The sequence below is a fragment of the Amycolatopsis sp. NPDC004079 genome (genome assembly GCF_040610415.1).
GTDB classification, from domain to species: Bacteria; Actinomycetota; Actinomycetes; order Mycobacteriales; family Pseudonocardiaceae; genus Amycolatopsis; species Amycolatopsis halotolerans.
The window spans coordinates 63,113-79,003 of record NZ_JBEXMH010000018.1 but is presented as its reverse complement, the minus strand read 5'-3'; the positions used below and the strand labels follow the sequence as shown (position 1 = coordinate 79,003).

The following is a 15,891-nucleotide window of genomic DNA, read 5'->3' as shown; positions in this document are numbered from 1 at the left end:
TCGTGCGAGTCGAGATCAGTGGCGGCCGATGGAGTCCGCGAGCTTGCGCGGGTCCATTTCCTCCGGCTCGTCGTCGGGATCGCCGCCTCCGGACAGCCGTTCCCGCGGCTTCCCTGGCGGTTCTTTCTTGATGGTTTCCTGGTGCGGGGCGAACAAGCCGAAAAGTTCGTCGCAGTCGGCCTCAAGCTCTTCTTCGGTCTCGCCGGAGATCCGCTTGGCCACGGCCTTGATGTGCGCGAGGCTCGCGCCCTCGGGGGCGCGGTCGAGAGCCATCTGCAACTTCGCGGCGTTCGACTCGGCCCGTGCGGCGCGCGTCTTCGCCTCGTCAGCGGCCTCCTGAAGGCGCTGGGATTCGGTCTTGTCCTTGTCTTCGTATTCCTTCAGCTTGTCGAGCAGCTGCTGCCGGTCCTTGCGGGCCGCGTTGCGCTCCCGCTTCATCGCGTCCAAGGCGCGCTTCCCGGCGTCGCCGAGCTTCTCGGCGTCGCCGTCCTTGTCGGATTCCTGCTCGGCACGCTCCGGCTGGTCGGCCGGCTTCGTCTCGGAAGTCTCGTCCGGCTTCTCGTCGGCGTTGTCGATGCCGTTGCCGTCGTCCATTCGGCATGTCCTTCCCATTGCGGGATGGCCGCGGGTCGTTGCGACCGGCGGCCGGGATGGATGGGGGTCAGCGCTGCGCGCGCTGTGCGGGGATCTCGACGGACCCCCGGGCTTCAAACAAGGACCGGAAGACGTTGACGGTCTTCCGGCCGCTGGTGTCCTCTTTGGCCGTCTCCCACAGCTGGTTGAGGTCGCGCATCGGTTGCGGCCACTCGTCCTTGGGCAGGTGGCGGAACAGCGGTTCGACCTGGCACATGCAGTAGTCGTGGTATTCCTTGCCGGGGCCGCGCTTGCTGCGCGCGGTGGTGCGGTAGGCGACCTCGGCGGACCGGTAGACGGGTCCGCGCGAGGCGAGCATGGCGCACCAGTAGCAGGGTTTCGGGCCGAGGACGCGTGCGTACCCGACGGCCTGTTTGTCGGCGTGCACGGCCTCGTCGATGGCGTCGCGGCCTCCGCCGACAACCAGCCGTGTGCCCGCGCCGGAGACTTCCGCCATCGCGGCGCTCGCGATGGCGTCGATGTCGTGCCCCGTCGTCATGGTGTCGTGCTTGATTTTCGCCGGACCGGTAGCGATGAGCGACGCACGGATCTGCTCCAGGTTCGGGATCACGACGTCGCGCAGGAAAGCCGCGTGGAAGATGCCGTGGTCGGTCTCCGCGTCGCGGAACTTGTCGTAGTAGGTCAGCGACAGCGTGACGGACTTCGCCCGGTACGCCAGGACGAGATCGGTCATGAGGTCCAGCCATGCCCGCGCGGTGGCGTCCAGGCGCAGCGGGTCCAGAAGCGGCCAGATCCGGTGCAGTTCCTGAAGAAACTGCGCGCGCAGGGCGAGCTGGTCCCTGCGGTAGCGCCGGGTCAGCCGCTGGCCGGCGATCGTGTCGGCCATGGCTCACCCCGCCGGGGATGCTTGGTCGGCAAGGGTTTTCGTCATCCGCGCAACCGGGTCGGCGTGTTCCGCCATGCGCTCCCACTCGTCCACGTCGGACTTTTCGACGCCGGGCAGCCGCTGCCAGAGAGCCTGCACGGGAACCTGGAGCATGGTTGCTGCCTTGCCCCACGCATCCACAGCCTGGGAGATAGAACGGACCTCCATGTCCTGCCACGTGACCCGCGCGAGCACGTCACGGGCCTCGTCCTCGTGGCCTTCGAGCAGGGCGGAGAGCCGCAGCGTCTGCCCGTGGCTGCGCCCGAACGATTTCTGCCGCTCCGCGACCTTCTGTGTCAGGCCGGCGCGAGCGGCGGCGAGGGCTTCCGCGGAGAGGTTGACCAACTGCCCGGTGAGGGTGTGCGTCGGCGTCTGCGTGACGGCTGCCAACGCCTCCACATCGGACCGCCACGAATCGATGAAGCCCGTCAGCGGCGACTCGTCGAGGGTGCCGAATTTAGTATCGGGGTCTTCGGCGACGAGGAGGTCTTCCTGCCGCAATTGGAGTTTCTTGCGGTTGGCTTCCTCTTCGGTATCCGGCTGCGCCATCCCGGAGACCGTGCGCACCTTCCACGAGGAGAAGTGCTGCGTGACCAACCGATCGAACGAGGTCTTGTTCACCCGCGCGGCGGCCGGGATGAACGGCTCCACCTCGCCCGTGCTGCGCCCTTCGAGGTCGAGCATGTTGGAATAGCGGATGAACGGGGTCACTCCCGCGCCGTGGGTTTCCGCGGAGATCCATTCCGGCTTGGACGTGGAGCTGTCCATGCTGACGTAATGAACGTCTTCCTCGTCAAAGAGAGAGATCAGGTAGCCGCCCTTGTCGGCCTTCGCCACCTGGATGACGTACATGGGCCAGTCGTCGTCAGCCGGGTCCTGGTACAGCGCATAGCACTTCCGCGGCGAAACACCGCGCATCACGGAGCGCTTGCCTTCGTGGTCCTCGCCGGGAAGGACGCGGACGTAGGAGTATCCGTAGGCCAGCGCGGCGCGGTGAATAGCGATCTGCCGTTGATCAAAACCATTGGCGTGCCACGTTTTCCATGCCGGAGAGACCTCGCCGTCCGGGCGAGCCGAATCCAGCGTCGGGGATCGGTAGCCGTCCACGTACATGCACTGGCTGACCGAGGTCACCACCAGACCCAGCCAGGGGATCTTGCTCATCTCGGCGAGCGCCCGCAGCTCCGGCGTGGCCCGGCGGGGCAGCTTGATGTCGTCCTGCTTCCACCGGTACCAGCGGTCGATCCGGTCGAGCCTGTCCCGCTCGTCGTGCCAGGCGGGGAACATCTGGTCTTTGACGAGTTCGACGACAGCCTTGCGGCCCAGCATCGCGCCTCCTTTGCGTGCAGAGGTCGTGGATGCAATGGGCTGGTGTGGCGCTTAACGCCAGTAGGATCGGGCGATGTCTCAAGCTCAAACAGCGCTGGTCAGCGCGATCACAGCGGCATTCGTCACGATGGTCATCGAGTACCTTGCGAAACCGCAGCTGGAAGCGCGCAAGGACCGCATCGTCGCAGCAAACCGGGAACGTCGGGAGGCGATGGCGAAGCTTGAGTTGCTCCCACCTTTTTATTTCGATCTCGTGTTGCTAGCGGATCTAAACCACGGATCGGACGTGGGGATCACCGCTTTGAACGTCGCTCGCGATGAGGTCGACGCGTTGCTCCGAAGTCTCCTGAAGTTCGAGCACCTGCTTGGCAAACGGCAGAGACGACTCGCTAGAGAGTTCGAGAAGAGCATGTCAAGCAAGCTAGGGCGGCTCGGGGTCATCGAGATGATGCACGAGGAGGGCTATCTTCTGACTAGTGCATTTATCTTCGCGGCAAGGCGCGCGTTGCTCGAAAACGTATCCGGGGTCAGCGACCTCCTGGCTTTGCGTCCATATCGGCCGTGGTCCTACTTTCGCAAACTCAGGGAGCTGAGAGAATCTCTCGAACAGTCTGATCAAGCTATCGACAACATCCCGGCGCTTGAGCACCGACGTACCGAGCTGGATCGGGACAGATTGGGTGCGTCATCACCAGACGCGCCCTGACCGCTTCCTGCGCCGACTGGGGTTGTTGAGCACCAGGCGGCGCACCATGCGTGCGCCGACCATGCAGACGGCGAGGTCGACCTTCTTGCGGGATTCGCGGTGGCCCTTCCACAAGGAAACCCCGTACCTGTTGGGAAAGCGTTTTGCGTTGCGTGCGTGGGCGCGCAGGCGGCCGTCGCCTTCGTGCAAGAGCGTGTGTTCGCCGATCTCCAGGGCGCACCGTTCGGCAGCGGCGGTGAACTGCGCTGTCCTTTGCGGACTGGTCATGTCCCACATGACCGAGTGGCCTTGCCGCTGGCCGCCTTCGGCCCACAGTTCGAGCTGTGCTCCGTACCGACGGTGCCATTCGTCGAAAAGCGCGTCCCAGTAGCGCTCCTGGGTCTCGTCGTCGAGAGTGTGGGACGGGTCCCCGAAGAACGCGACAACGCGGTAGGTGGAGAACGCGGCGTCCACGGCCTGGTCCACGGATTCGCGCGGCGCGAGCCACCCGTCACCGCGACTGCCGGGCGGGCGCTGCCACATGCCGACGACGCCGACCAGTCCATCGGACAGGCGGCAGGCGACGATGCCGGTGGCGTCATCCGATTTGGACATGTCGGCGAAGAGGGTGACTTCGTCGCCGGGTGCGAGCGGCGGAACGTCCTCGCCGGCCTGGCAGAGATCGAAGTCCTTGAGGTCGGTCCATGCGTCTTCGGCCGCAACGATCTGGTTGTACCAGAAGCGCCGCGAGCGGCTGGGCGGGCTCCGGCGGTCGGCGATGGCCGCGACGATGCGATCCGTGGAGAGCCAGTAGGAATCGCCGCGCACGGCTTCGACAACCGCCGGAGCCGCTTCGAGGGTCAGCGGGGCTTCCGGCGGCGCTTCCAACGAGTCGTACAGGATGCCGTGGGCGAGCCCCATGGCTTCGGCTTCCTCGTACGCCTCCCGGGCTCGCTGGGCAACGCTGTCTTCGGACGGTTCGTAGGCGTTGGTGATCGCGATCGGACGTGTGCTGCCGTCGTTGGACTTCGTGGCGTTCCGGTCGATGACGGCATCCATCTCGTGGCCCTCATTGGACAGAAGCCAGTGGTGCGTCTCGTTTTTCACCACGCTCGTGGGACGACCGCCCTCCAGCGCTCGCGGCGAGGAGGTGACCGCTTCGATGCGCGCTCGGCCGTGGTCGGCGTAGATGATCTCCTTGCCGAGATCGATCCGGTAGCGCTGAAGTGCCCGCTTGGTGAAGATCTGCGGGAACAAAGTCATGGTGTTGCGGGTCTGGTCTTTGCTGACTGCGGCGATTTGGACCCACGCCTCGGGATGCGGCTTCGCGACCGGTTCCCCGTCGTCGTCGAAATGCGAAAACCGGCACGGGCCAACGAATTCCACTGCCGACCAGGTGGCGAGAAGCGGGTCTTTCCCCCAGCCCTTGAGCCGCTGCACGACACCGTCTCGATAGACGAAGCGGCCATTGGGGTCAATGGCGTACCACCAGAGCGTGAGCCGGGCCTGCTCGTCGGTGTAGCGCCACGGGCGGCCGTCGCCGTGCTGGAGCCAGTCCGCGGTCCACCCGAGGATCTGCCAGCCGAGAGTGAGTTCAGGAAGGATATATCGACCGTCGTTGTCTCGACGCCAACTCGGTCCGATCTTGACCGGCGAGTAGGAGGGGGCGTCGAGGGCGGTCACGGAGGATCACCCCGCATCCCCCGTTTGGAGTACGAATCGGAGACGGGAAACGCCCCTGCGAGCAGCGGAAACGCTGCTAGCTTGGAGCGCCCCGGAACAACCTGGAGGACAGTCGAAGATGTATCCCAATGGCGAAAAGATGTTGGCTGAGGAAGAACTCAGGCGCGTGGCCAGTGACATCCGCGACGCGATCTTGCGGTGGAAGCGGGAAACGCCGGCCGCCGATCCGAATCACGTGAGCGACCTGAGGTTTCGGGTGGCCTCGGGTTTGCTGATTCCGGAGGAGGAGCCGTCAGCGCCCGGCGAGGGCGTGATCGCGTTCAAGACTGCCGGGGACATCACGGAGTTGACGATCACCCGGGAACTGGCACAGCGCCGCCACTGGCGAGCCAAGCTCACCTACTAGTCGACAGGTCTGGCCGGAACGCTCCGCCCACGCTGCCAACACTATTGACTGTCCACCTGAACGTAGAGGTTTCGTATGGCTTCGGAATGGATCGCTGGCGCAATTGGCGCAGGAGGGGCTGTGATCGGCGCGGCAGCGACGCTGACGGCGAACTGGATCACGGCTCGCAGCCAACAGAAGGTCGAAACGTCCAAGCAGTCTGCTGCGAACACGGAGGTGCGGCGGTCGGCCTGCGCGGAGTACCTGGCAACGCTCTACGCGCTTCAGGACAACATGCGAGAGGTGATCCGCATATGCCGCAATGTCCGTGAGGAGCAGCAAGTGGAGGACTCATACCAGGAGTACTTGACGACGTGGAAGGCATTGCACGAAAAGTGCGCTCCTGTCGTGCTTGCCGGACCGGCGGCATTGGCCGATCTTGCGAACGACGCCCGGCAGAAGATCGCGGAGCCAGCGGGCGCAGTCGATGATGTCTACTCGGCTTTCAAGCGAGGTGCGCAGAAGTTGCACACTGACAAGTACTTCATCGCTGCCCGTGGGGCGGAGGAGGCAGTGAACAAGTTCGCCACAGCGGCCATGGACGGGCTGAACCCCCGGAGTTGAGACCCGGGGCAACCGGCGGCCCATGCCGGTCGGCTAGTCGATGAAGACGGCCCTCGTCGCGCCGTCGTGGCCGTGAACGGCGAGGGCTGACTTCAGGTCCGGCCAGATGACGATGCTGGCGTGTTCGCCGCGCCAGGCGATGGTGACTTTTCCGTCCGGCCAGACGACCCCGTCGGCGACGCGGCCGGTACCGGAGACGCCGGTGACGTCTGCGTCTCGCTCCAGCGCGAATCGCCGCGGCTCGGTCATTCGGACTCGGTGAGCTGGAGTGTGTAGGGCTTGTACTCGAACTGGTCTGCGACCGCTCCTTGCACGGTCATAGTGAGCGCCAGCGAAGGTGTCTCGTCTCCCCACTCCAGGTTGACGTTGCTGGAGTCATCGACGAGGAACTGCAAGGCCACGAACCGGTCCTCTCCTTCGCCTCCGTTCTCCAGCTTCTGCGTGCACTTCACTTTCGCGGTGATCATCCGGTGATCCTCTTCTTGTATTCGTTGATGGCGGTGACTCCGGCGTTGTCCTGCTGTGTGGGCTGTGCCCGCTGGAGTTCGAGCCGGAGCCGGCGACGAGATCCCTCGGTGGACAGCAGTTCCGACGCCGCGCTCATCACGGCGGCGAACATCTGCGCGCCCATCGACGCGCCGCGCTGGAGGTGCTGGTGCATCGCTTCGGCGACGTAGCGAGCGGTGGCCCAGTCGGACGGTTCGAAGAACTGGGACTGGCCGGATTCGCCGAGGCTCTCGAACCACTCCTTGGCGATCGGATGCCAGGTCGGGTCTGCGTCTGGAGCGGGAACCTGCCCCGCGGCGACGGCGACTTGTTCGCGTTCGGCGAGTTCGGCCTTCGTCTTGTGCCCCATGATTTCGTCGGTGCGCTTGCCGACCGGTCCTCGCTGGCCCATTGCGGTGCCCTTTCGTTGCTGCGCAACGGTTGCCGGTGCGCGGTGATGGTGAGCGGATGTCTCTTAAGCCTTGTCGCCGGGGGCATGGCCCGGGGTCGCTCCGGTGGCCATGCGATGCAGGACGTTGCACATTCCCTGCGGGTCGACCACGTACTTGCCCAGGTGGTGCACACAGCGCTGGAAATCGCCGGGAGTGTTCCAGCGGATCTTGGCGGCACCCTTGCCGTAAGCCCAGAACTCCTTGAGGTGCTCGCCGTCGCCGGGGTGATGGTCGGGCGCGGCCATCGCGGACCTCCTTCGCGGTCAGTCTTCGAGCAGCACCCCGCCGCGACCGTTGGGCACGTACGTGCCGATCCGGACGTAGAGCGCCTCGTAGCTGCCGGGCTCCCGGCCAGCCCGCGGCGGGTCGTGGAGGGCGTAAACCGCACCGGTTTGGCCGATCCAGCCGACTTGCGCCAACGCGGCGTCGGCGGAGCGGAAGGCCGGACCGTGCTCGGAAAGAGCGAGCATGAAGTTCCCCTCGATCGTGGAAATGGCGGTGGCAGCGGCGAATTGCGACGATTCGCGACTACGCTGGGCTGATGGATTCAGAGTTGAGCTGCGACCGGTCCTTGATCCATCCGGGCACATGCCGAGGTCGCGTTCACACGTACGACTACAGGGGCGAAACGGGCGGTCAGGGCAAGGCGTACTACCTGTGCGAAGGCCACGCGCAGAAGATGCAACGCGAGCTGCCCGACTGCTGGTACCTCGTTCGCCGTGAGGACGTCGAGATTCCGGAACTGCCTCCCCGGCAGGCGCACGGCGAGAGCGACGCGGCGAACCGGCTGCTGTCCCGCGCGAAGAACGCGCTCCGCGGGGACGGGCTCTACCCGGGTCATCACGCTCGCGCGGGCGTGGAATGGGACGACCGCGAAGGAAAGTTCAAGGCCGTGATCGAGCTGTTCCCCCACCCGGACGACGCCTGACCGGAGACGGCCCGGGGTTACGCGGAACCGCCGGGCCGCGGCACGACGGCCAGGATCGGGGCGCGGTGGGTCGAGCTGCGCGAGCGCGCGGAAGTGCGCAACTCTCCGACCAGCGGAAAGTCTCCTTCGCTCACCGGCGGGAGACGCAACCTAGGTTGACAGTCAGCCGAGCCGATCCCACGGTGCGCCGCTCCGCCGATCGGCGAGCGCTACCGGGACAATGAGCGCCAGGACGACGACGAGGAACAGCATGGTCAACCCCTTGGCCTGCGGATACGAAAGGCGAAGCCCGTGGACCCCGAAGCCTTCCTCCGCCACCTCGAAGTGGGTCTGTTCATCCGCCAGCTCGGCATGGACGCGTCGGACCTGCCCGAGGCCCCGGACGGGGACGCCGGTCCGTTGATCGTGCACCGCACCGAAGACGAGGTGCACCGTTGCTTCGTCTGCGGCCAACGGGCCGCAGTGGCCTTTCTCGTGGAGACCCAGAAAGACGATCGGCGCTGGCTGGACCTGTGCGTGCGCAACGCAGAGCGCCTCTACGCCTGGGCTCTCGAACGCGCAGGAGAGCGCGCGGACACTGGCCACCTGTTCCCCGAGGCGGAGCAGTGACCTACCAGAGCAGAGCTGCTGGCGGCGAGTCCACTCGCCAGCGGATCTTCAGCGCGGCAGCCGAGCACGGTTGGACGGCGACGGAAGCCAGCGCGGAACGGGTCCGATTCCAGTGGGACAGCCGACCCGGGGTGCGATACCGCCTTGAGATCGGGTTCGGAGAGGCTGGACGTCTGCGAACCGCCGTCGTCGGCGGAAGCCGTCCCTTGCCGGGGCCGCACTTCGCGAGCCTGTTGGAATCCATCCTCGATGCACTTGACAAGCAGGCCGGCGCATTCCGCCGACAGTGGCCGGAAGCGAAGAGCCGATGAGATGCCCCGGTACAGCAGGGCAAAGCTCTCCGAACCGCTAGGCCAGGTTCGCCTTCCGCTCCGCGGCTACCCAGTCCCGGAACTCGCGCAGCTCCTCGTCAGTCTTGAAGATGCCCTCGCGTGCCCAGTCGTCCACCGACCGGATCGGCTGCGCATCCTTCTCCGCGAACAGCGCATCCCGCAGGGAGGGGCCGTCCAGCCCCTCGTGCGCTGACTGCTCTCGATCGCTCACCACGAAGGCATCGTACCTCGATCACGGCAGCCGGCCGCGGCGCGGAAAACAGCGTCATCTGATCCCGTTTTCGGGCGCGCACAGCGTCGGCCAGCGGTTCTTAGGGTTCCCTATGTCGGTCGAAAACCCGGGAAGAGCCGGAGATGCATTGCCGACCGGTCAGCGTTTCCGCTGGCAGGGGGCCTCCCCCCACCTGTTTCCGCTGGTAGGATCTTGATCATCTGCTGTCTGTCGTGTGTGGACGGAAAGATCGGTTGGTGATTGACCGGGGATCTTTCTGTCGGGTGTGGAGGGTGGCGGGCGGTCACGCGTCCTGGTGTTCGGCGATGCGGGCAGCAATGGCGGCTTTGGTGCCCCAGGTGGGGAGTCCGAGCGCGTCCGCTTGCGTCTTCAGTTCGGCGAGGGTGGCCGTGTCCGGGTCGGGGGTGTCGTCGGGTGCCGTGTCGGTGGCCGGTGCGTCCGTGGCCGTGTCGGCAGGGCGCGCGTGTCCGTGATCGATGAGCCATGCGGCCTCCGTGTCGGACAGTTCGCGCGTGGTGCCCGTGCGGTGCTGCCCTAGGCGGTGCGTGTAGGTGACGCGCATGGCGCTATCCCTTCCGTTGGTCGAGGGGGTGCGATTCGGCCGGGCGCAGTCGTGCGCGCCGTTGGGTCGCGCGTGCCTCGACCCCTTCGCGTGAGGACTTGTGTCGGTGGCAGTAGGGCGCGGTGTCCTGATGAATGGGCGCCAGGTTCGCTAGCGAGTGGTCGTCGCCCGGTCGTATGTGGTCGATCGCGTCGGCACCGGTGCCGCCGCAGACGTGGCAGCGGCGTCCGTGAGTGCGCATCACGTAGGGCACAACCCGGCTAGCCCAGTCGCCTGGGAGTCGCGCGTTACGGTCCGATCCTTCCCAAGCCAAAGTCTCTGACCTGCGCTTTCATAATCTCAAGGTAACGGGTAGATAACGACCGTACATATTTGTGAAACGCGTAAGGCTGTTATGGCGACGTTGTCTGCGTACGGCGCTTCACCCCGGGCCGAACGGGAGCCCCGGACCGGCTGACGGAAGTCAGCCCCCGGCAATCCCCGGACCCCCGCCGAAGCACCGGACACCAAGACCCCGTAACCGGCGAGTCCCAACCTTCCGGTGTCGGAGAAGTACAGAGCAGCTATCAGGGCGTCGGCGCGTGTGAAGTAGCGCGAGTGCGCGAGGGCTAGAGCCCGTGGGCCACCACGGGAATTCCGTCCCGTTGCGCGCGTGAAAGACAGTGAGCGTTGACGGGAAATTGGCTGATCCACGGAACTGCGGAGGTTCCAGCCCGTGAGGGTGTATGGCCCATCCTTGATAGCGACGCACCCCGAGAGGATTGGTGCGGAAAGCGTGACGCGGTGGAACCCGTTAGATCACGTAATAGTTCGCCAGAAGATACAGGCCGCACGGGACCACCTTCTCTATGCCCGTGCGGTGGCGACGCTTAGGGAACCGGGCGGTCAGGGGAAGCTGACCGGACCCGCATACGCGTGCGTTAAGAGGCACGCGCCTAGGCAGGGAACGCAAACGGCGAGCGGCTGGACATCCGTCCTTACAGGGCAAAACTGTCCCGCCGGTGCCGGGGCGTGCTGTGACAGAGCACGCCCGGCAGGCACCCGGCGCGAACGTCCTACGTACCCGATTCACCGCTAGATCATTGGCCATTCTGGCGAGACGTTGACCCGAGCGCGCACCGGTTGTGCGCGCGTCCGTCTCGCGAGCCGTCCGCTGAATCGTCAGGTGTATGGACTAGTGCGCCGTATCCGCAATCGACAACGGTGGAGCACGGGTCTTCCCGTGCTCTCGCCGTGTCCGTTGTGGACAAACGAAGGGAAGAACCATGGGCAGATTCATTCTGGTGTATGAGAACTACGGCATCGTCGTCTACCACTGCGCGGGCAGCACGGGCTACGTGGATTGGGTGGTGTGGAGCACGGACGGGCAGTGTCTGGCGCGGCACCGCGAACCGGCCCCGGAATGTTGATAACGCGCAACGGTGCGGCACGGGCAAACCCGTGCCGCGCCGTGTCCGTTGTGGACAGACAGAGAAGGGGAATCATTATGACGCGCTCAACGATCTCCGCTGACATCCCGGTCGCGGAGTCCATGACGAACGGCCGGACGTACCAGCCCGCAGATGTCTACGGGGCGGGGAAATTCAAGGCGTTGCGCGACTTGGGCTACCGGTTGGGACTGGCATGGTTCCAGGCCGCTGCCATCGCCGCATACATCGTGGAACACCACGCGGACGTGGCGCTGAACGTGCTCGAAAACCGCTACGGGCATTACAAGGATGAGGCTTGGTACGACCGGAACAGAGGGCTGTTTTGGTACGACTACTACGCCGCTCAACCGTCGCGCAAACGCTACTGACCTAGAAGCTTTGGTGGCGCACGGGTTTCCCGCGCGTACGCCATGGCCGCTAGGCCACAGTGGACGGATTCGAGGGAGTAGAGATGTCTGGACAGTTCGCGTTGGACAACGTGCGTAGCCACCGCATCACGCAACACGGCGACACGGTGACGCTGGTGTTCGCGGACGGCGACCCGATGGACGAGAACGTCACGTCCGTTCAGGTGGAGATGACCGTAGAGGGGTTCGCGGGTTTCCTCCGGGACGCACTCGGGGCCACCGCGTAGGGCTAGCTATTTCGGTCGCGCGTACTCGAAGTGCGCGCGTGCCGTGGCCGCTAGGCCAGGAAATAGGCACAGGGAGGGGAAAGGCTGTGGATCTTAACGAGCGTATGGAGTTCGGGCACGTGATCCAGGTGCACGAGGACAGCTCGATCACGGACGCGGACGGCATGCACGCGCCAGAGGTGTACGTGACCACTGATGCGGATGGGCAGATTCTCGACGCGGACGAACGGGAGATGACCGCAAGCGTCGAGGCGCAAGGGTGGGAGCTGATGACCGGATACACCGGTCAGTACGGCTACCGAGGGCCGACCATGCACCCGTCCGAGTACGTGGGCGGCGGACTCGAACAGGACATATTCGCGGAACCCGGTTACTACGTCGCGTGCGTAGTGGAAGTACTCGACAACGCGGAAGGCGACCCTGCCGGGTGGGTTGTCGCACGCAAGGACGGCTAGCGGTTTCGGTGGCGCGCAAGGGATTGCGCGTGCGCCGTGGTCGCTAGGCCAGACGAGAGAGGGAGAACCGTTATGGGTAAGCCGGATTGGTCGAATATGCACACCGTCGCGGAGATCGGGACGCCGGTCTACGTGGACGAGTTCCTGGGCGGATGGGTGCCGGGCAAGGTCACGGGCTACACGCCCGACGGTGAGGTGCTGGTGACCGCATCCGCCGATCGGCCGGGATACAAGCGCGGCACGGAATTCCCCGCGAGACCCAATGCAGTGACGCCCCGAAAACACCGCTACCTCAAGGGCGGGAAGTACTACGTCCGGGGTTCGTGGGAGTTCGCCGGACTGCCTGCGGAACATCAACCGCGATGGGCTTCGCCGGACGACATGTGAAGCCCGTGCGCCATCGGTGACCACCGTCCCGCATGGACGGTGGTTCGCCGTGACCGCACGGTCAACCGAGAGAAGGGGACGAATCTTGAACGGCAATGACTGGCCCGAATGCCCGACATGCAACGGCAACCACGACGTGATCGGCAAGTGCCGCACGTGCGGACATCCGGTCTACCGCGATTGTGAAGGCGACATCTTGCACGCCGACTTCGCGGAAGTGTTCACGCGTGACCACGGCGATCATCTGCCGGAGATCACCGTAGTGGCTATGCAGTGGTGGCGGGACTTCAACGGTGACTCTCCCGCCTGCGGCGAGCAGGACGCGGACCGGGCAGACATCTTCACCGAACCCGGCGACTACGTCGCGACGTTGTACCGCGCGGATTCCTCCAGCCGGTGGACGGATGTCCGGCCGGACGAGGTCACCGGAGACACCATTCTCTGGCGCGACGTCGAAACGTACGTGTCCGACAAGGACGGGGCGAACCTTGGCTAGCGCGGCAGAGCGCGCGGAACGGCTCGCCTACGCGCTGGTGATGGGGCACGTGAATGGCGACGACGCACGGGGGCAGCTTCGGACGGCGCTCCGCGAACGAGCAGTCACGGCCGACGCGGACGCACTGAGGCAATTCCGCACCGGTTCGCCCGTCTGGGCATGGCCGCAAACCGCCCCATGGTCCGGTTTCTAGAGCGCGCGCCATCGGTGGGGAGCGTCCTTGCGGACGTTCCCGCGCCGTGACCGCACGGTCAACGAAAGGAAAGCTCATGCAAAGCACAACATGGACTGTCAGCGTCGTCCGATTCGACGACCGGCCGGACCATCGCGGTCTGCCGCGCAACACGGGGCACCAGTTGCCGCCGTTTCTCGTGCAAGGGCCGGAAGATCAGGCGTTCGCGAATGCCCGATCGATCGCGATGCGCAACGTCGACCACACGAGAGCCCGGGTCACGATCCGCGACGCGGACGCCGAGGACGCCGACCCGATTTGCCGGACCCTGTACGCGGACGGGTGGAGTGAAGAGTTTGTAGAGCACGTCACCTCACGAGTGACGCTGTCGCACGTGATCGCGGGAGTGGTTCAGTCCGGCGGGCCGCACGAGGAGGACGAGCCGGATACGGATTCCGTCCGCGCTTTCTTCGCTGACGGCACTTGCCTGGCGGAACTGGTGAGGACCGCGCGTGGGTCTTGGCGGATCGGCGATTCCGACTACATCGGGAACATGTCCGCGTCGGCGCGCAACACGCGTTTTCGGGATTGGCTGGAGGCGCTGGGATTCATCGCCCGCCACAACGGAACCGCGCTCGTCGTCGAAGACGCGGAATGACCTTGCGCTGTCCGCGGGGAGCGTCCGGATCGGACGCTCCCGCGCGGTCGCCGCACGGCCAACCCATGCGGAATACAAGAAAGGGACGAATCATGTCTAAGGAAACGTTGCAGTGGCTGAACAACAACACGCTCATCGGCTTCACTGACAAGCGCGGCCACGCGTGGCACTATCGCGCGGCGGACCAGGGAGAGCAGTCCAACCACTACACCGGCGCTGTCCCCGTGGAGGACGTGATCTCGCGCCTGTTCTACTGGCAGGCCGCGAAGGGAACCGCCAAGGCCACCTGGATCACGGACGAGGGGGTGACCAGTCGCGAGGACAACAAACGGTTCCCGGTCGGCAGAGTCGACACCGGGGACATCTTCGGGTACTTCGCGGACGGCTACGAAATCCACCAGTACCGCGAGTGGCTCGTCAATCAGGTTCAGAACATCCTTGACGACGGCTTGGGGATCGGTTCCGCCGGACTGCTCAAGAACGGTGCGCAAGCGTGGGTGAGCGTCGAAGTGCCGGACACCGTGCGCACGCCGGAAGGCGTCGAGTTCCGGCCGAACCTGTTGGCCTGCACGAGTCATGACGGAAGCATCGCGACCACGTACAAGCGAGTCGTGACGAACGTGGTGTGTGACAACACGATGGCGGCCGGGCTGTCGGAGAACGGCCAGCAAATCAAGGTGAGGCACTCGCGTTACAGCAAGCTGAAGCTCGCCGAGGCGCGGGACGCGCTCGCGATCATGCACACCGTGGCCGACGACTTCGCAGCGGAAGTGAAGGCCCTGTGCGAAGTCGAGGTCAACGCGAAAGAGTGGTCACGTTTCCTGGACGTCTACGTGCCGACGTCGGACGCGGACTCCAAGACGAAGCAGACCACCGCGGCGAATAAACGCGCCGCGCTGTCGCGGCTGTGGAACAGCGACAACCGGGTCGAGCCGTGGAAGGGAACCGCGTTCGGGGTTCTGCAAGCGGTGAACACCTACACGCACCACGAAGCCACAGTGAAGAACGCGTCACGTCCCGAACGGAACATGTCCAATGCCGTGCTCGGCAAGTTCGACGCGCTTGACCTGGACACCGTGAAGACGCTGGACCGCGCGCTCGCGTCGCTCTGACCGTGCGCACATGGTGGCGGGCACCGAGCGGTGCCCGCACGCCATGGCCGTACGGCCAATCCCAACAGACGAAGGGAAGTAGGAAATCTCAATGATCACCGAGATTGTTTGCCCGGTCACCTGTCCGCCGCTCGCGCCGGAAGTCGGGAAACTGGTGTCCGGCGACACCTTGGGCGACAGCATCATTGTCGAGTTCGGCGACTTGGAAGAGCACGGGGTCTATCACTGCTGGGAATGCGGCAAGGCTTTCATCAGCGGACAAACAGGCCCGATCGTTCGCTACGGCGGACCGGACGACGACCCGGCAGACCTCCGCGGGTTCCACGAACGCTGCGCCGAGCGATACCGCAAGCGCTGTGTTCCGCTGGTGGTCACCGTCCATCCGGACAGTACCGCGAGCGCGACCGGCCCAGGCCGCGACGCTGGCCAGGCTGACAGCGTGACCGTCCGGATAGAAACACCGATCCTGTTCGTCGCCGTGCTGAGCTACCGCTACGGGGAGTTCGTCTTCACCGCGGCAGGAACCTCCGCGGCCGAAGCGTTGGAACTCATGCGCCAACGATGGGAAGTGTTCCAAGGCGAGACCGTGGCGGAGATCGCGACGGAGGCGTTCGACTCGCTTCAAGATCAGGTCGACATCCACGAAATGCAACCCGGCTACATCCGACTGGACTGTTAGCCCGCGCGCCATCGGTAGTCACCGTCTGTTGTGGACGGTGAT

Annotated in this window: 25 protein-coding genes; 14 read left to right on the top strand and 11 right to left on the bottom strand. The window is 65.2% G+C overall.

Annotation, left to right across the window (positions count from 1 at the left end; genetic code table 11):
* Positions 1 to 15: 15 nt before the first annotated feature.
* From ABZX37_RS20505 to ABZX37_RS20495, 3 genes are all read right to left on the bottom strand, one after another.
* Positions 16 to 594, bottom strand: coding sequence for a hypothetical protein (locus ABZX37_RS20505; RefSeq protein ID WP_354741664.1), 579 nt, complete (start codon positions 592 to 594; stop codon positions 16 to 18).
* A gap of 67 nt (positions 595 to 661) precedes the next feature.
* On the bottom strand, positions 662 to 1,480 hold the full coding sequence (locus ABZX37_RS20500) for a hypothetical protein (RefSeq protein ID WP_354741662.1): 819 nt from the start codon (positions 1,478 to 1,480) through the stop codon (positions 662 to 664).
* Positions 1,481 to 1,483: 3 nt separating this feature from the next.
* Entirely contained in the window at positions 1,484 to 2,848 is a 1,365-nt protein-coding gene (locus tag ABZX37_RS20495; protein WP_354741660.1) for a phage portal protein, read from the bottom strand.
* A gap of 73 nt (positions 2,849 to 2,921) precedes the next feature.
* On the opposite strand from ABZX37_RS20495, the gene ABZX37_RS20490 reads away from it, so the two are divergent.
* Positions 2,922 to 3,554 (top strand): hypothetical protein, encoded by a 633-nt coding sequence (locus tag ABZX37_RS20490; protein WP_354741658.1) that lies wholly within the window; start codon positions 2,922 to 2,924, stop codon positions 3,552 to 3,554.
* On the opposite strand, the gene ABZX37_RS20485 is transcribed toward ABZX37_RS20490, so the two are convergent.
* Positions 3,537 to 5,216: a hypothetical protein gene (locus ABZX37_RS20485; RefSeq protein ID WP_354741656.1), complete on the bottom strand. Its 1,680-nt coding sequence runs from the start codon at positions 5,214 to 5,216 to the stop codon at positions 3,537 to 3,539. The genes ABZX37_RS20490 and ABZX37_RS20485 overlap by 18 nt on opposite strands.
* A 166-nt stretch (positions 5,217 to 5,382) precedes the next feature.
* Here ABZX37_RS20485 and ABZX37_RS20480 point away from each other — a divergent pair, with 166 nt between their 5' ends.
* Both ABZX37_RS20480 and ABZX37_RS20475 read left to right on the top strand, forming a co-directional pair.
* On the top strand, positions 5,383 to 5,622 hold the full coding sequence (locus tag ABZX37_RS20480; RefSeq protein ID WP_354741654.1) for a hypothetical protein: 240 nt from the start codon (positions 5,383 to 5,385) through the stop codon (positions 5,620 to 5,622).
* 120 nt (positions 5,623 to 5,742) lie between these two features.
* The gene (locus ABZX37_RS20475) at positions 5,743 to 6,225 is read left to right on the top strand and encodes a hypothetical protein (RefSeq protein ID WP_354741652.1); all 483 of its coding nucleotides are present in this window, start codon (positions 5,743 to 5,745) and stop codon (positions 6,223 to 6,225) included.
* A gap of 33 nt (positions 6,226 to 6,258) precedes the next feature.
* Here the strand turns inward: ABZX37_RS20475 and ABZX37_RS20470 are convergent, their stop codons facing one another.
* The 5 genes from ABZX37_RS20470 to ABZX37_RS20450 all read right to left on the bottom strand — a co-directional run bounded on the left by ABZX37_RS20470 (position 6,259) and on the right by ABZX37_RS20450 (position 7,633).
* A complete protein-coding gene (locus tag ABZX37_RS20470; protein ID WP_354741651.1) occupies positions 6,259 to 6,474 on the bottom strand; it encodes a hypothetical protein in 216 nt (71 codons plus the stop codon).
* The gene (locus tag ABZX37_RS20465; protein ID WP_354741649.1) at positions 6,471 to 6,692 is read right to left on the bottom strand and encodes a hypothetical protein; all 222 of its coding nucleotides are present in this window, start codon (positions 6,690 to 6,692) and stop codon (positions 6,471 to 6,473) included. Before ABZX37_RS20465 ends, ABZX37_RS20470 begins: the two co-directional genes overlap by 4 nt.
* Positions 6,689 to 7,123 (bottom strand): hypothetical protein, encoded by a 435-nt coding sequence (locus ABZX37_RS20460; RefSeq protein WP_354741647.1) that lies wholly within the window; start codon positions 7,121 to 7,123, stop codon positions 6,689 to 6,691. Before ABZX37_RS20460 ends, ABZX37_RS20465 begins: the two co-directional genes overlap by 4 nt.
* A gap of 63 nt (positions 7,124 to 7,186) precedes the next feature.
* Complete coding sequence (locus ABZX37_RS20455; protein ID WP_354741646.1) at positions 7,187 to 7,408, bottom strand: hypothetical protein; 222 nt, start codon at positions 7,406 to 7,408, stop codon at positions 7,187 to 7,189.
* Between the two features lie 18 nt (positions 7,409 to 7,426).
* Positions 7,427 to 7,633, bottom strand: coding sequence for a hypothetical protein (locus tag ABZX37_RS20450; protein ID WP_354741644.1), 207 nt, complete (start codon positions 7,631 to 7,633; stop codon positions 7,427 to 7,429).
* 71 nt (positions 7,634 to 7,704) lie between these two features.
* Here ABZX37_RS20450 and ABZX37_RS20445 point away from each other — a divergent pair, with 71 nt between their 5' ends.
* Together ABZX37_RS20445 and ABZX37_RS20440 are read left to right on the top strand one after the other, a co-directional pair.
* Positions 7,705 to 8,091, top strand: a complete 387-nt coding sequence (locus ABZX37_RS20445; protein ID WP_354741643.1) for a hypothetical protein — start codon at positions 7,705 to 7,707, stop codon at positions 8,089 to 8,091.
* A gap of 291 nt (positions 8,092 to 8,382) precedes the next feature.
* On the top strand, positions 8,383 to 8,700 hold the full coding sequence (locus ABZX37_RS20440; RefSeq protein ID WP_354741641.1) for a hypothetical protein: 318 nt from the start codon (positions 8,383 to 8,385) through the stop codon (positions 8,698 to 8,700).
* 348 nt (positions 8,701 to 9,048) lie between these two features.
* Here the strand turns inward: ABZX37_RS20440 and ABZX37_RS20435 are convergent, their stop codons facing one another.
* Together ABZX37_RS20435 and ABZX37_RS20430 are read right to left on the bottom strand one after the other, a co-directional pair.
* The gene (locus tag ABZX37_RS20435; RefSeq protein ID WP_354741639.1) at positions 9,049 to 9,246 is read right to left on the bottom strand and encodes a hypothetical protein; all 198 of its coding nucleotides are present in this window, start codon (positions 9,244 to 9,246) and stop codon (positions 9,049 to 9,051) included.
* Positions 9,247 to 9,547: 301 nt separating this feature from the next.
* Entirely contained in the window at positions 9,548 to 9,826 is a 279-nt protein-coding gene (locus tag ABZX37_RS20430; protein ID WP_354741637.1) for an SAP domain-containing protein, read from the bottom strand.
* Between the two features lie 1,265 nt (positions 9,827 to 11,091).
* On the opposite strand from ABZX37_RS20430, the gene ABZX37_RS20425 reads away from it, so the two are divergent.
* From ABZX37_RS20425 to ABZX37_RS20385, 9 genes are all read left to right on the top strand, one after another.
* On the top strand, positions 11,092 to 11,235 hold the full coding sequence (locus ABZX37_RS20425) for a hypothetical protein (RefSeq protein ID WP_354741635.1): 144 nt from the start codon (positions 11,092 to 11,094) through the stop codon (positions 11,233 to 11,235).
* Between the two features lie 77 nt (positions 11,236 to 11,312).
* Positions 11,313 to 11,624 (top strand): hypothetical protein, encoded by a 312-nt coding sequence (locus ABZX37_RS20420; protein WP_354741634.1) that lies wholly within the window; start codon positions 11,313 to 11,315, stop codon positions 11,622 to 11,624.
* An 83-nt stretch (positions 11,625 to 11,707) separates the two neighbouring features.
* Positions 11,708 to 11,890, top strand: coding sequence for a hypothetical protein (locus ABZX37_RS20415; RefSeq protein WP_354741632.1), 183 nt, complete (start codon positions 11,708 to 11,710; stop codon positions 11,888 to 11,890).
* 86 nt (positions 11,891 to 11,976) lie between these two features.
* Positions 11,977 to 12,345: a hypothetical protein gene (locus ABZX37_RS20410; protein ID WP_354741630.1), complete on the top strand. Its 369-nt coding sequence runs from the start codon at positions 11,977 to 11,979 to the stop codon at positions 12,343 to 12,345.
* Positions 12,346 to 12,417: 72 nt separating this feature from the next.
* Entirely contained in the window at positions 12,418 to 12,732 is a 315-nt protein-coding gene (locus ABZX37_RS20405) for a hypothetical protein (RefSeq protein ID WP_354741629.1), read from the top strand.
* A gap of 85 nt (positions 12,733 to 12,817) precedes the next feature.
* Positions 12,818 to 13,228 carry a hypothetical protein gene (locus ABZX37_RS20400; protein WP_354741627.1) on the top strand — a complete coding sequence of 137 codons (411 nt, stop codon included), beginning with the start codon at positions 12,818 to 12,820 and terminating at the stop codon, positions 13,226 to 13,228.
* A gap of 269 nt (positions 13,229 to 13,497) precedes the next feature.
* Entirely contained in the window at positions 13,498 to 14,058 is a 561-nt protein-coding gene (locus ABZX37_RS20395; protein ID WP_354741625.1) for a hypothetical protein, read from the top strand.
* A 92-nt stretch (positions 14,059 to 14,150) separates the two neighbouring features.
* Positions 14,151 to 15,170: a DUF932 domain-containing protein gene (locus tag ABZX37_RS20390; RefSeq protein ID WP_354741623.1), complete on the top strand. Its 1,020-nt coding sequence runs from the start codon at positions 14,151 to 14,153 to the stop codon at positions 15,168 to 15,170.
* Positions 15,171 to 15,261: 91 nt separating this feature from the next.
* Positions 15,262 to 15,849, top strand: a complete 588-nt coding sequence (locus tag ABZX37_RS20385; RefSeq protein ID WP_354741621.1) for a hypothetical protein — start codon at positions 15,262 to 15,264, stop codon at positions 15,847 to 15,849.
* The last annotated feature ends 42 nt before the right edge of the window (positions 15,850 to 15,891 follow it).